The sequence below is a fragment of the Burkholderia sp. AU45274 genome, assembly GCF_030482505.1.
GTDB lineage: Bacteria > Pseudomonadota > Gammaproteobacteria > Burkholderiales > Burkholderiaceae > Burkholderia.
The window spans coordinates 228,564-241,020 of sequence record NZ_JAUJQE010000005.1 but is presented as its reverse complement, the minus strand read 5'-3'; the positions used below and the strand labels follow the sequence as shown (position 1 = coordinate 241,020).

Annotated in this window: 12 protein-coding genes and 1 tRNA gene; 6 read left to right on the top strand and 7 right to left on the bottom strand. The window is 66.0% G+C overall.

Annotation, left to right across the window (positions count from 1 at the left end; translation table 11 throughout):
• Positions 1–19: 19 nt before the first annotated feature.
• On the bottom strand, positions 20–703 hold the full coding sequence (locus QZM35_RS20170) for a DJ-1/PfpI family protein (RefSeq protein WP_089426261.1): 684 nt from the start codon (positions 701–703) through the stop codon (positions 20–22).
• 116 nt (positions 704–819) lie between these two features.
• Here QZM35_RS20170 and QZM35_RS20165 point away from each other — a divergent pair, with 116 nt between their 5' ends.
• Positions 820–1,791: a GlxA family transcriptional regulator gene (locus tag QZM35_RS20165; RefSeq protein WP_301776674.1), complete on the top strand. Its 972-nt coding sequence runs from the start codon at positions 820–822 to the stop codon at positions 1,789–1,791.
• Positions 1,792–1,967: 176 nt separating this feature from the next.
• Positions 1,968–2,942, top strand: coding sequence for a LysR family transcriptional regulator (locus QZM35_RS20160; RefSeq protein ID WP_089431654.1), 975 nt, complete (start codon positions 1,968–1,970; stop codon positions 2,940–2,942).
• A 38-nt stretch (positions 2,943–2,980) separates the two neighbouring features.
• Here the strand turns inward: QZM35_RS20160 and QZM35_RS20155 are convergent, their stop codons facing one another.
• The 6 genes from QZM35_RS20155 to QZM35_RS20130 all read right to left on the bottom strand — a co-directional run bounded on the left by QZM35_RS20155 (position 2,981) and on the right by QZM35_RS20130 (position 8,307).
• Positions 2,981–3,310 carry a hypothetical protein gene (locus QZM35_RS20155; RefSeq protein ID WP_143329847.1) on the bottom strand — a complete coding sequence of 110 codons (330 nt, stop codon included), beginning with the start codon at positions 3,308–3,310 and terminating at the stop codon, positions 2,981–2,983.
• Between the two features lie 18 nt (positions 3,311–3,328).
• A complete protein-coding gene (locus QZM35_RS20150; protein WP_301776673.1) occupies positions 3,329–3,703 on the bottom strand; it encodes a hypothetical protein in 375 nt (124 codons plus the stop codon).
• 171 nt (positions 3,704–3,874) lie between these two features.
• A tRNA-Met gene (locus QZM35_RS20145) sits at positions 3,875–3,951 on the bottom strand.
• A gap of 158 nt (positions 3,952–4,109) precedes the next feature.
• Positions 4,110–5,768: an MFS transporter gene (locus QZM35_RS20140; RefSeq protein ID WP_089426255.1), complete on the bottom strand. Its 1,659-nt coding sequence runs from the start codon at positions 5,766–5,768 to the stop codon at positions 4,110–4,112.
• 236 nt (positions 5,769–6,004) lie between these two features.
• Positions 6,005–7,561 carry a sensor histidine kinase gene (locus QZM35_RS20135; RefSeq protein ID WP_301776672.1) on the bottom strand — a complete coding sequence of 519 codons (1,557 nt, stop codon included), beginning with the start codon at positions 7,559–7,561 and terminating at the stop codon, positions 6,005–6,007.
• Between the two features lie 17 nt (positions 7,562–7,578).
• Positions 7,579–8,307: a response regulator transcription factor gene (locus QZM35_RS20130; protein ID WP_041492943.1), complete on the bottom strand. Its 729-nt coding sequence runs from the start codon at positions 8,305–8,307 to the stop codon at positions 7,579–7,581.
• 187 nt (positions 8,308–8,494) lie between these two features.
• Between QZM35_RS20130 and recA the strand changes: the two genes are divergently transcribed.
• The 4 genes from recA to sucC all read left to right on the top strand — a co-directional run bounded on the left by recA (position 8,495) and on the right by sucC (position 12,427).
• Complete coding sequence (recA, locus tag QZM35_RS20125) at positions 8,495–9,568, top strand: recombinase RecA (RefSeq protein WP_089426253.1); 1,074 nt, start codon at positions 8,495–8,497, stop codon at positions 9,566–9,568.
• Entirely contained in the window at positions 9,568–10,437 is an 870-nt protein-coding gene (gene recX / locus QZM35_RS20120; RefSeq protein ID WP_301776671.1) for a recombination regulator RecX, read from the top strand. The genes recA and recX overlap by 1 nt, the downstream gene beginning before the upstream one ends.
• 146 nt (positions 10,438–10,583) lie before the next feature.
• Entirely contained in the window at positions 10,584–11,192 is a 609-nt protein-coding gene (locus QZM35_RS20115; RefSeq protein WP_039360581.1) for a DUF2889 domain-containing protein, read from the top strand.
• A 68-nt stretch (positions 11,193–11,260) separates the two neighbouring features.
• Positions 11,261–12,427: an ADP-forming succinate--CoA ligase subunit beta gene (sucC, locus tag QZM35_RS20110; RefSeq protein WP_011353083.1), complete on the top strand. Its 1,167-nt coding sequence runs from the start codon at positions 11,261–11,263 to the stop codon at positions 12,425–12,427.
• Positions 12,428–12,457: the final 30 nt, after the last annotated feature.

Below are 12,457 nucleotides of genomic sequence, written 5' to 3'. Positions count from 1 at the left end.
AATTTTCTGGTGTCCGCATTCAGCGCGACCTCGCGCGCAGCGCCTGTTCGATCGTCGCCTTGCGCGTTGCGAAACCGGCGGCCGACCGTTCGGTGACGCGCTTCACGACCGCTGCCGGTGCGGTGTCGGGCGAACCGGCGTCGAACGGCGGTGCCGGCGCGTACTCGAGTTGCAGCTGGATCGCCTGCGCTTCTTCTTCGCCGGCCAGCTCCGCGGCGATCGTCAAGGCGAAGTCGATGCCGGCCGTGACGCCGCCGCCCGTGATCAGGTTGCCGTCGCGTACCACGCGCTCGCGCACCGGCACCGCGCCGAGCGTTTCGAGCAGCGAGTGGAACGCCCAGTGCGTCGTCGCGCGCCGCCCGCGCAACAGGCCGGCCACGCCCAGCAGCAGCGCACCCGTGCACACCGACGTCACGTAGCGCGCGGCGGCCGCGCGCTGCTGCACGAACGCGATCGTTTCGGCATCGAGCAACAGCGCGTTGATCCCGATCCCGCCCGGAATGCAGATCACGTCGAGCGGCGGACAGTCGTCGAACGTGCAGGTCGGCGCGAGCGCGAGTCCGCTGCTCGATGCGACGGAGTCGCGCGACTTCCCGACCAGATGAACGGTGGCGTCGGGCACCGACGCGAGCACGTCGTGCGGGCCGGTGAGATCGAGTTGCTGGACGCCTGGAAACACGAGAAAGCCGATATGCAGGGTCATGCGAAGACTCCGATTGGATGGGGGCGGGCCGTAGCCGGTACGGGATGGACAGGTCGATTCTAGGCGCGTAGTGTTTGGCGAAATTGCCATATCACCCACGTTTTCAGCCAATCGCCATGCCTGCCACCCCGCGTTCGATCCTGATCCTCGCGTTTCCTCGTGCCCAGCTGCTCGACGTGTCGGGGCCGCTGCAGGTGTTTGCGTCCGTCAACGAGCTGGCGCAGGAGCGCGGCCAGCCGGCGCCGTATGCGCCGCGCGTTATCGCGGCCGAGGCGGGGCCCGTCGAGACGTCGTCGGGCCTGGTCGTGATGGCGGAATCGCTGCGCTCGGCGGTGCGCCATCCGGACACGCTGATCGTCGCCGGCGGCAAGGGCGTGCATGCGGCATCGAAGGATGCGCGGCTGGTGCGCTGGGTGCAACAGCAGGCGGCGCGCACACGGCGCGTGGCATCGGTCTGCACCGGCGCGTTCCTGCTCGCCGAGGCCGGCTTGCTCGACGGGCGGCGGGCGGTCACGCACTGGGCGCGCTGCGAAGAATTCGCGGCACGCTATCCGAATGTGCGTGTCGAATCCGATCCGATCTTCATCCGCGAAGGTGCGTTGTGGACGTCGGCCGGCGTGACGGCCGGCATCGATCTCGCGCTCGCGCTGGTCGAGGAGGATCTCGGGCGCGCGACCGCCCTCGACGTCGCGCGCGAACTCGTCGTGTTCCTGAAGCGTCCGGGCGGGCAGGCCCAGTTCAGCACGATGCTGTCGATGCAGCGCACCGACGACCGGTTCGGCGAACTGCACGCATGGATGGCCGAGCACCTGGCGGCCGACCTGTCGGTGCCCGCGCTGGCCGAGCGCGTGCGCATGAGCGAGCGCAGCTTCGTGCGCCACTACCGCGCCGGAACCGGCCGCACGCCCGCGCGAGCGGTCGAGCAGATCCGCGTCGAGGCCGCGCAACGCCTGCTCGGTGAAACGGCATGGCCCGTCAAGCGGATCGCCGCGCGGTGCGGCTTCGGCTCGGAGGAGACGCTGCGCCGCTGTTTCGTGCGCGTGCTGGGCGTGTCGCCGCAGGGGTATCGCGAGCGATTCGTGCGGTAACGCGCGGCGTGCGACCGGCGGGGCCGGGACGATCGCCGCGTGGGACTGAACGGAAATCGATCGCTTTCCAGTCCGAAACGCCGAAACTATTCAGGATCGGAGAACAATGGGTGGGGACTTGTGCCGCGTGCGTCGCGCGCTCTATTCTGTTTCGTTGGCGATTCGAAGGGGGCAGCATGGACCGAATCCAGGCAATGGAAGTTTTTACCCGTGTGGTCGACGCGAACAGCTTCACGCGCGCGGCCGACACGCTCGCGATGCCGCGCGCGTCGGTGACGACCATCATCCAGAATCTCGAGGCGCTGCTCGGCGTGCGCCTGATGCACCGCACGACGCGCCGGCTGTCGCTGACGCCGGAAGGTGCGGCGTACTACGAGCATTGCATGAAGATCATCTCGGAGATCGCGGAGGCCGACGCGAGTTTCCAGACCGGCAACCGCAAGCCGAGCGGCGTGTTGCGCGTTCACATGCCGAGTTCGCTCGGGCGGCGCATCGTGCTGCCGTCACTGTCGATTTTCCGGCAGCGCTATCCGGACATCACGCTCGAACTGGGGCTCTCCGACCGTTACGTGGATCCGGTCGAGGAGGGGATCGACTGCATGATCCGGGTCGGTCCGCTCGAGGATTCGTCGATGGTCGCGCGGCGGATCGGGATGCTGAAGCGCGTGACCTGCGCGTCGCCCGACTACCTCGCGCGTCACGGCGAGCCGCACGAGATTGCCGATCTCGCCGACCACCACGCGGTGAATTTTCGGTCGAGCCACGGCGCGCGGGCAATTCCGTGGGTGTTCATGATCGACGGCAAGCCGTTCGAGGTGCGGATGAACGGGAGCGTCACGGTCAACGATTCGGATGCCTATGTGACGTGCGGGCTCGAAGGGTTCGGGATGATCCAGCCGACGCTGTTCATGGTGCTGCCGCACCTGCTCGACGGCTCGCTGGTCGAGGTGCTGCCGGACTGCAATCCGAAGCCGAAGCCGATTTCGATCGTCTATCCGCATAATCGGCATCTGTCGCAGAAGGTGCGCGTGTTCGCGGACTGGATCGCGGAGGTGTTCGAGTCGACGCCGTCGCTGGAAGGTGGGGAGAACTGGCGCGGGCGGGTGGGGGCGCAGGCGGTCCGAGAGCCGCGCAGCTCGGTCGCGGCGTAGCCTTGAGCGGCGAGACCGGCCGAGCGAGTCGCGCCCGATCAGGTCGGGAGCATGCCGATGCGCGGATTCAGGCACGCGTAGACGAGGCTGAAGGCGAGCAGCGCGAACAGCAGCGACGTGACGATGCGGGCGACCGTGCGTGTGCGTTCGATCCGGATGAAGAGCGTGCTGCCGACGAGCATCAGCGCCACGCCGATGTAGAAGCTGTTGGCGAATTTGCCTAGGTCGCGTTCGACGAGGCTGTCCGCGAAGCTCATGTAGTCGTAGCTCAGCAGGCGATGCAACTGGTCGGGCGTCGACAGGTTGACGAATGTGCCGGCGACGAACACGAGCCCGATCAGCGTGAGCAGCGTGGCAATGACGATCATGATGCGCCGCTTCATCGGTCAGCCCACGTTGTAGAACGCCTGGATCTGCGCGTTGACGAGCACGATCAGCATGACGAAGGCCCAGCCGAGCAAGAGCGCGAAGCGCCTGCGGCTGCGATGGGCGTCAAGTGCAAACAGCGCGGCCATGGCGTTGAGTGAGGCCAGCACCAGTACGTAGAAGCGGCTGGCGAACAGGTCAGCCTCAGGGATCGCGCGGTCGACGTGATTGACCCAGTGATAGGTGATCGGTTTGAGGGCGAGACCTTCGCCCATCACGGCGGGGTCGAGCAGGCGGGAGAGCGTCGGCGCACCGGCACCGGTATAGCAAAGCGCGACCGCCACAAGTGCGAGGGCGGCGGTGCGCCATGGCTTGTCGGGGATGCTCGGGATCATAGGGTGACGTCGGCCGTGTACTGGACGGCGTCATTGTGCCTTCGAAGCAGGGCGGCGGTGTTGATGCGCGACTCAGGCGGCGCGAAGGTCGGCTCGTGAAAGCGGAACCGGCGCATCGGAAGATGCAAATGAAAAAGCCGCTGTTTCTTTCGAAACAGCGGCTCTCGCATTTGGTGGCGAATCAGGGATTCGAACCCCGGACCTGCGGATTATGATTCCGTCGCTCTAACCGACTGAGCTAATTCGCCGAAGACTTGAATTATGTCGATCGGACGGTCGGCTGTCAATACCTTTTTCCATCTTTCCCGAAAAAAGTTGCCGGCGGCCCGTGTCGACCTTCATTGCGGGCGGGAGCCGGTCCCCGGAAGGAGGCCTTCCGCCGACCGTCCCCGCTGCGCACCCGCCATCAATCCTGCGCGTAGATGTTCGAGTCCTTCGTCTCCTTGACGAACAGCAGGCCGATCACGAACGTGGCCAGCGCGATCACGATCGGATACCAGAGGCCCGAGTAGATGTTGCCCTTCGCCGCGACGATCGCGAACGCGGTGGCCGGCAGGAAGCCGCCGAACCAGCCGTTGCCGATGTGATAGGGCAGCGACATCGACGTGTAGCGGATCCGCGTCGGGAACATCTCGACCAGCATCGCCGCGATCGGGCCGTAGACCATCGTCACGTAGATCACGAGGATCGTCAGGATCACGATCGTCATCGGCCAGTTGAGCTGCGCCGGGTCGGCCTTCGCCGGGTAGCCGGCCGATTTCAGCGTCGACGCGAGCGTCTTGTCGAACGCCGCGCCCTGCGCCTTCGCGTCGGCCGCCTTGCCTTCATAGGCGGGGATCACCGTGTCGCCGACCTTGATCTGGGCCGTCGCGCCAGCCGGTGCCGCGACGTTCTCGTAGTTCAGGCCGGCCTTCGCGAGCGCGCTCTTGGCGACGTCGCACGAGTTCGTGAACTTCGACGTGCCCACCGGGTTGAACTGGAACGAGCAGGCGGCCGGATCGGCGATGACCGTGATCGGCGCCTTCTGCGTCGCGACCTCGAGCTGCGGGTTCGCGTAGTGCGTGAGCGCCTTGAACAGCGGGAAGTAGGTCAATGCCGCGATCAGGCAGCCCGCGAGGATGATCGGCTTGCGGCCGATCTTGTCCGACAGCGAACCGAAGAACAGGAAGAACGGCGTGCCGATCAGGAGCGCGATCGCGATCAGGATGTTCGCGCTCGCACCATCCACCTTCAGCGTCTGCGTGAGGAAGAACAGCGCGTAGAACTGGCCCGTGTACCACACGACGGCCTGGCCGGCAGTCAGGCCGACGAGCGCGAGGATCACGATCTTCAGGTTCTTCCACTGGCCGAACGCTTCGGTCAGCGGTGCCTTCGACGTCTTGCCTTCCGCCTTGATGCGCAGGAACACCGGCGATTCGTTCAGCTGCATCCGGATCCACACCGACACCGCTAGCAGCAGGATCGACGCGACGAACGGCACGCGCCAGCCCCAGCTGCCGAACGCTTCCTCGCCGATGAACGTGCGCACGCCGAGGATCACGAGCAGCGACAGGAACAGGCCGAGCGTGGCGGTCGTCTGGATCCACGCGGTGTAGAAGCCGCGACGGTTGGCCGGCGCATGCTCGGCGACGTAGGTCGCCGCGCCGCCGTACTCGCCGCCGAGCGCGAGGCCCTGCAACAGCCGCATCGCGATGAAGATCACGGGGGCGGCGATGCCGATCGACGCGTAGCCGGGCAGGAAGCCGACCACGAACGTCGAGATGCCCATGATCACGATCGTCACGAGGAACGTGTGCTTGCGGCCGACGAGGTCGCCGAGGCGGCCGAACACGATCGCGCCGAACGGCCGCACCGCGAAGCCGGCCGCGAAGCCGAGCAGCGTGAAGATGAAGGCGGCGGTTGGATTGACGCCGGAGAAGAAACTCTTGCTGATGTAGGCCGCGAGCGAGCCGGCCAGGTAAAAGTCGTACCACTCGAACACGGTGCCGAGCGACGACGCGAAGATCACTTTCTTCTCTTCGCCCGTCATCGGCGAGTGGGAAATTTGCCCGCCTAACGTTGCCATGAGTCGTCTCCAAGTCCCTTGATATAGATGTGCGGCCGCCTTGGGTGGACGGGCCTGTCGAGGATTATTGGTACGGAAACTTACGGCCGACTGACTCGCGCGTGCAAAACGACTGCAGGTTAACCCGCGCCGAATCGGTGGCTTTGTGAGCTCATCGTGCTGCGAAGTGCTTTGATTGTCTGGTAAATCGTCGATTTCGACTCAATCGCGGCGTGCTGCGGCGGCGCCCATCAGGGTTAATCCGGGGCGGTTTCGGCCAGCGGCAGGCTGACGCGCACGAGCGTGCCGGCGAGGCGCGGTGCGTGCTGGTAGACGTGATCGTCGAGCGTCAGCGTGCCGCCGTGCTGCGTGGCGATCTCGCGCACGATCGCGAGCCCGAGGCCGCTGCCGTCGCCTTCGCGGCCGAGGATCCGGTAGAAACGCTCGACGACGCGCTCGCGTTCGGCGGCCGGGATGCCCGGCCCTGTGTCCTCGACTTCGAGATGCACGAGCCGCGCCGCGGGCTCGGCGCGCACGCGCACCGTGATGCGGCCGCCGTTCGGCGTGTAGCGGATCGCGTTGTCGATCAGGTTGCCGAGCATCTCGCGCAGCATCACCGGATTGCCGTCGACGTCGAGCGGCCCGTCGTCCGGCGGGTCCGGCGGGCCTTCGTAGCCGAGATCCATCCGTTTCGCGAGCGCGGCCTGTACCCAGTCGCGCACCGCGCGCCGCGCGAGCGTGGCGATCTCGACCGGCTCGAACGTCAGCCCGCTCGCGCGGTTCTCGGCGCGCGCCAGCGCAAGCAACTGCGTGACGAGCCGCGCGGCCTGCTCGGAGCTCGTCGCGATCTGCTCGAGCGAGCGCTGCACGTCGGGCGGGACGGGGTGGCGCAGCGCGAACTCGGCCTGCGTGCGCAGGCCCGCGAGCGGTGTCTTCATCTGATGGGCGGCGTCGGCGATGAAGCGCTTCTGCAGCGCCATGTTCTGTTCGAGGCGGGCGAGCAGGTCGTTGAACGACGTGACGAGCGGCTCGATCTCGGGCGGCGCGCGCTGCGCCTCGACGGGCGACAGGTCGTCGGGCCGCCGCGCGCGGATGTGCGCCTGCAGCGCGTTGAGCGGCGCGAGCCCGCGCGACAGCCCGAACCAGACCAGCAGGATCGCGAGCGGCAGGATCACGAACTGCGGCAGGATCACGCCCTTGATGATGTCGTTCGCGAGCGCGTTGCGCTTGTCCAGCGTTTCGCCGACCTGCACGAGCACGGGCTGCGGGCTGCCCGATTGCGGCAGCGCGACTGTCGTATAAGCGACGCGCACGTCGTTGCCGCGCAGCAGGTCGTCGCGAAACATGACGACGCCCGGCGGCGGGCGGTCCTCGTCGCGCGGCAGCGGCATGTCGGCTTCGCCCGCGACCAGCTCGCCGCGTGTGCCGAGCACCTGGAAGTACACGCTGTCGACGTTGTCCGCGCGCAGGAAATCGCGGGTCTGCTCCGGCAGCGTCAGCTCGGCGACACCGTTCACCGGATGGATCTGCCGCGCGAGCACATAGGCGTTGGTCTCGAGCGCGCGGTCGAACGGGCCGTTCGCGATCGTCTTCGCGACCAGATAGGTGACGGCGATGCTCATCGGCCACAGCAGCAGCAGCGGCGCGAGCATCCAGTCGAGGATCTCGCCGAACAGCGAGCGCGGGCGCGGCGCCTCGGGCGCATCGGTTTCGTCGGGCGGCGCGAACGGGTTCTCGTAGCGCGCGTCGCGCGCTTCGTCGGCGGCCGACGACGGCGCGCCGGTCGGATGGCGGGTAGGGGCCGGCGTGGCCATCGCGGCGACGCCCGGGTTCAGCGCAACGGCGTGCCGGCCACCGCGGGCTGGGGCGCTGCCGTGTCGGCCGGCGCGGCGGGCGCGACCTTCTCGAGGCAATAGCCGAGGCCGCGCACGGTCGAGATCCGTACGCCGCTGGGTTCGATCTTCTTGCGCAGCCGGTGCACGTAGACTTCGATCGCGTTGTTGCTGACTTCCTCGCCCCATTCACAGAGATGGTCGACGAGCTGCTCCTTCGACACGAGCCGGCCGATCCGCTGCAGCAGCACCTCGAGCAGGCCGAGCTCGCGGGCGGAAAGGTCGAGCACGTGATCGTTCGCATACGCGATCCGGCCGACCTGGTCGAACGCGAGCGAGCCATGGCGCACGACGGTCGGGCCGCCGCCCGCGCCGCGCCGGGTCAGTGCGCGCACGCGCGCCTCGAGCTCGTTGAGCGCGAACGGCTTGGCCATGTAGTCGTCGGCGCCGAGGTCGAGCCCCTTCACGCGCTCGTCGACGCTGTCGGCGGCCGTCAGGATCAGCACGGGGAGGTTGGAATTGCGGGCGCGCAGGCGCTTGAGCACGTCGAGCCCGGGCATTTTCGGGAGCCCGAGATCGAGGATCAGCAGGTCGAATGTCTGCATCGACAGCGCGGTATCGGCGTCGACACCGGTCTTCACGTGGTCGACCGCATAGCCCGATTGGCGGAGTGACCGGGTGAGGCCGTCCGCGAGTATGCTGTCGTCTTCCGCGATGAGAATTCGCATGGTGCTGACCGATGGCCGGCAGGGCGTTCGCGCCGGCCGGCTGTCTCCGAAGTTATTCGTGTACAACGCTCTGCATTGCGGGCTTGCACAAAACACTGTTTTTTTATACAGTGTCTGCATTCGTGGGCAGCGCTTGAAAGCGGGCGCGCCTCTAACAGACGCTGCTCATCATAGCAAAGGACGATTCATGGAAGATAGCAAGAAGGGCTCCGGGATGACCGCCGAGAAGAGCAAGGCGCTGGCCGCCGCGCTTGCCCAGATCGAGAAGCAGTTCGGCAAGGGCTCGATCATGCGCATGGGCGACGGCGAGGCGGCCGAGAACATCCAGGTCGTGTCCACGGGCTCGCTGGGTCTCGATATCGCGCTCGGCGTCGGCGGCCTGCCGCGCGGCCGGGTGGTCGAGATCTACGGTCCGGAATCGTCCGGTAAAACCACGCTCACGCTGCAGGTCATTGCCGAACTGCAGAAGATCGGCGGCACCGCAGCGTTCATCGACGCCGAGCACGCGCTCGACGTTCAATATGCGGCGAAGCTTGGCGTGAACGTGCCGGAGCTGCTGATCTCGCAGCCGGACACCGGCGAGCAGGCGCTTGAAATCACCGACGCGCTGGTGCGCTCGGGCTCGATCGACATGATCGTCATCGACTCGGTCGCGGCGCTCGTGCCGAAGGCCGAAATCGAAGGCGAGATGGGCGATTCGCTGCCGGGTCTGCAGGCCCGCCTGATGTCGCAGGCGCTGCGCAAGCTGACCGGCACGATCAAGCGCACGAACTGCCTGGTGATCTTCATCAACCAGATCCGGATGAAGATCGGCGTGATGTTCGGCAACCCGGAAACCACGACGGGCGGCAACGCGCTGAAGTTCTACTCGTCGGTGCGTCTCGACATCCGCCGGATCGGCTCGATCAAGAAGAACGACGAGGTGATCGGCAACGAAACCCGCGTGAAGGTCGTCAAGAACAAGGTGTCGCCGCCGTTCCGCGAAGCGATCTTCGACATCCTGTACGGCGAAGGCATTTCGCGTCAGGGCGAGATCATCGATCTCGGCGTGCAGGCGAAGATCGTCGACAAGGCGGGCGCCTGGTACAGCTACAACGGCGAGAAGATCGGCCAGGGCAAGGACAACGCGCGTGAATTCCTGCGCGAGAATCCGGAAATCGCACGCGAGATCGAGAACCGCATTCGCGAATCGCTTGGCGTGGTCACCATGCCCGATGGGGCAGGCCAGGACGAAGCCGAGGCGATGGACGAAGAAGAGTGATGGTCGGGCGCCGAGGTCAGGCTGGCGAGCCGGAGGAGAGCGATGCGCCCGAAACGGCGGGTCGCTCCGGCCGGCGAGCCGGATCCTCGGGCGCCGATCGGCGGGGCGCAGGCAGCAATGCCGCGAACCGCACCGCGACGAGGGCATCCGACGATGCCCTCGTTTCGTTTGAGATTGCCGCACCGGACGATCCGTTCGACGACGATGAATCGTTCGACGCGCACGATCGCTCCCGCCGTCGTATTTCCGGTGTCAGCTTCCCGGGTGATCGCGCAGCCGATGCATCGGCGCCGGCCAGGGAAGATGTCTATACGCGCAGCAGCCAGCATCCGCGCCGCACACGTCGCGCGCCGGGTGCTTCTTCCAGCACTGCATCAGGTGACGCTCCGGGCGCGACCGAGCGCAAGTCATCGAAGCCTCAGCGATCGCTGAAGGGCCGCGCGCTCGGCTATCTATCCCGCCGTGAATACAGTCGCACGGAACTCGCGCGCAAGCTCGCGCCCTACGTCGGCGAAGACGAATCCGTCGATCCCGTGCTCGATGCGCTGGAACAGGAAGGCTGGCTGTCCGATGCGCGCTTTGCCGAGAGTCTCGTGCATCGTCGCGCGTCGCGTGTCGGCGTCGCACGCATCGTCAGCGAGCTGAAGCGTCATGCGGTGGGCGACACGCTCGTCGAAGAGGTGAATGCGCAGCTCCGCGAGACCGAATGGGCGCGTGCGCAGGCGGTCTGGCGCAAGAAATTCGGTGCACTGCCGCAAACGCCGGCCGAGCGTGCGAAGCAGGCGCGTTTTCTCGCCGCGCGCGGCTTCTCGAGTGCGACCATCGTGAAGTTGCTGAAGGTCGGCGACGATTTCCTGGTCGACGACTGACCACGCCGATCGCGCGCGTGGCGCGCGATTTTGCTGCATCGCAACCGCTTCCGGACAGGCGGGAATACCCGCCGTTGCGTCAAGCTGTCTCAAATACCCAATATGCTAAAATCCTTGGGTTTTCCTCTTCGGCCTCAACCTCCAGCATGCCGCTATCCGAGCCCGTGCCCCGTCAGTTGCGACATCAACGCGCAATCCGAGCGGAAGCTTACGAGCGCGGCGACGGCTTGTGGGACATCGAAGCCTGCCTGACCGACCACAAGCCGCGCGATGTCGCGCTTGCGTCGGGCATCCGGCCCCAGGGCCTGCCGATCCACGAACTCTGGCTGCGCGTGACTATCGATCGTGACCTCAATGTCGTCGACGCCGAAGCGTCTTCGGAATGGGTTCCCTATCCCGGTCACTGTCAATCCGCCACTCCCGCCTATCGCGCCCTCATCGGGCTCAATCTCTTCCGCAATTTCCGCCGCAACGCGAACCGGCTGCTCGCCGGCGTCGCAGGCTGCTCCCATCTCACCGAACTGTGCGCCGTGCTGCCGACCGCAGCGATCCAGGCGTTCGCCGGTGACGTGTGGAACGTGCGCGAGGAGGGGGGCGAGGGGCCGGACCATGACGGCGTGCACGACGAAGCGCCTTTCCAGCTCGGCCGCTGCCGGGCGTTGCGGTTCGACGGCGAGGTCGTGCGGCAGTACTACCCGCGCTGGTATGGCGCGAGCCGGCCGGACGTGCCCGGTGAAGGCAGCACGAAGGAATGAACGGAAATCATTCGAAGAAGCGTCTAAAGCGACTTTTCATCCAACTCTCAGACTGAAGGGAATCACGCATGAAGATTCACGAGTACCAGGGTAAGGAAATCCTGCGGAAATTCGGAGTCGCGGTACCGCGCGGCAAGCCGGCGTTCTCGGTGGACGAGGCCGTCAAGGTGGCAGAAGAGCTCGGCGGCCCGGTATGGGTCGTGAAGGCTCAGATTCACGCAGGTGGCCGTGGCAAGGGCGGCGGCGTGAAGGTGGCGAAGTCGATCGAGCAGGTCCGCGAATACGCGAACCAGATCCTCGGCATGCAGCTCGTCACGCACCAGACCGGTCCGGAAGGCCAGAAGGTCAACCGTCTGATGGTCGAAGAAGGCGCCGACATCAAGCAGGAACTGTATGTCAGCCTCGTCGTTGACCGCGTGACGCAAAAGATCGTTCTGATGGGTTCGAGCGAAGGCGGCATGGACATCGAAGAAGTCGCCGAAAAGCACCCGGAACTGATCCACAAGGTCATCGTCGAGCCGTCGACGGGCCTGCTCGACGCACAGGCCGACGACCTCGCCGCGAAGATCGGCGTGCCGGCTGCTTCGATTCCGCAAGCGCGCGCGATCCTGCAAGGCCTGTACAAGGCATTCTGGGAAACCGACGCGTCGCTGGCTGAAATCAACCCGCTGAACGTTTCCAGCGACGGCAAGGTCATCGCACTCGACGCGAAGTTCAACTTCGACTCGAACGCGCTGTTCCGCCACCCGGAAATCGTCGCATACCGCGATCTGGACGAAGAAGATCCGGCTGAAATCGAAGCGTCGAAGTTCGACCTCGCGTACATCTCGCTCGACGGCAACATCGGCTGTCTCGTGAACGGCGCAGGCCTGGCAATGGCGACGATGGACACGATCAAGCTGTTCGGCGGTGAGCCGGCGAACTTCCTGGACGTCGGCGGTGGCGCGACCACCGAGAAGGTCACGGAAGCGTTCAAGCTGATGCTGAAGAACCCGGATCTGAAGGCGATCCTCGTGAACATCTTCGGCGGCATCATGCGCTGCGACGTGATCGCGGAAGGCGTGATCGCCGGTTCGAAGGCCGTGAACCTGAACGTGCCGCTCGTCGTGCGCATGAAGGGCACGAACGAGGACCTCGGCAAGAAGATGCTGGCCGATTCGGGCCTGCCGATCATCTCGGCGGACAGCATGGAAGAGGCTGCGCAGAAGGTCGTCGCGGCTGCCGCAGGCAAGTAAGCGCGCTCAATGAATAGGTATGGCGGCGCG

Excerpts from the sequence above, each read along its gene's own strand:
- QZM35_RS20170 (WP_089426261.1), bottom strand. The coding sequence starts at position 703 with ATGACCCTGCATATCGGCTTTCTCGTGTTTCCAGGCGTCCAGCAACTC.
- recA (WP_089426253.1), top strand. The coding sequence starts at position 8,495 with ATGGAAGATAGCAAGAAGGGCTCCGGGATGACCGCCGAGAAGAGCAAG.
- QZM35_RS20115 (WP_039360581.1), top strand. The coding sequence starts at position 10,584 with ATGCCGCTATCCGAGCCCGTGCCCCGTCAGTTGCGACATCAACGCGCA.
- QZM35_RS20160 (WP_089431654.1), top strand. The coding sequence starts at position 1,968 with ATGGACCGAATCCAGGCAATGGAAGTTTTTACCCGTGTGGTCGACGCG.
- QZM35_RS20155 (WP_143329847.1), bottom strand. The coding sequence starts at position 3,310 with ATGATCGTCATTGCCACGCTGCTCACGCTGATCGGGCTCGTGTTCGTC.
- QZM35_RS20135 (WP_301776672.1), bottom strand. The coding sequence starts at position 7,561 with ATGGCCACGCCGGCCCCTACCCGCCATCCGACCGGCGCGCCGTCGTCG.
- recX (WP_301776671.1), top strand. The coding sequence starts at position 9,568 with ATGGTCGGGCGCCGAGGTCAGGCTGGCGAGCCGGAGGAGAGCGATGCG.
- QZM35_RS20140 (WP_089426255.1), bottom strand. The coding sequence starts at position 5,768 with ATGGCAACGTTAGGCGGGCAAATTTCCCACTCGCCGATGACGGGCGAA.
- QZM35_RS20130 (WP_041492943.1), bottom strand. The coding sequence starts at position 8,307 with ATGCGAATTCTCATCGCGGAAGACGACAGCATACTCGCGGACGGCCTC.
- sucC (WP_011353083.1), top strand. The coding sequence starts at position 11,261 with ATGAAGATTCACGAGTACCAGGGTAAGGAAATCCTGCGGAAATTCGGA.
- QZM35_RS20150 (WP_301776673.1), bottom strand. The coding sequence starts at position 3,703 with ATGATCCCGAGCATCCCCGACAAGCCATGGCGCACCGCCGCCCTCGCA.
- QZM35_RS20165 (WP_301776674.1), top strand. The coding sequence starts at position 820 with ATGCCTGCCACCCCGCGTTCGATCCTGATCCTCGCGTTTCCTCGTGCC.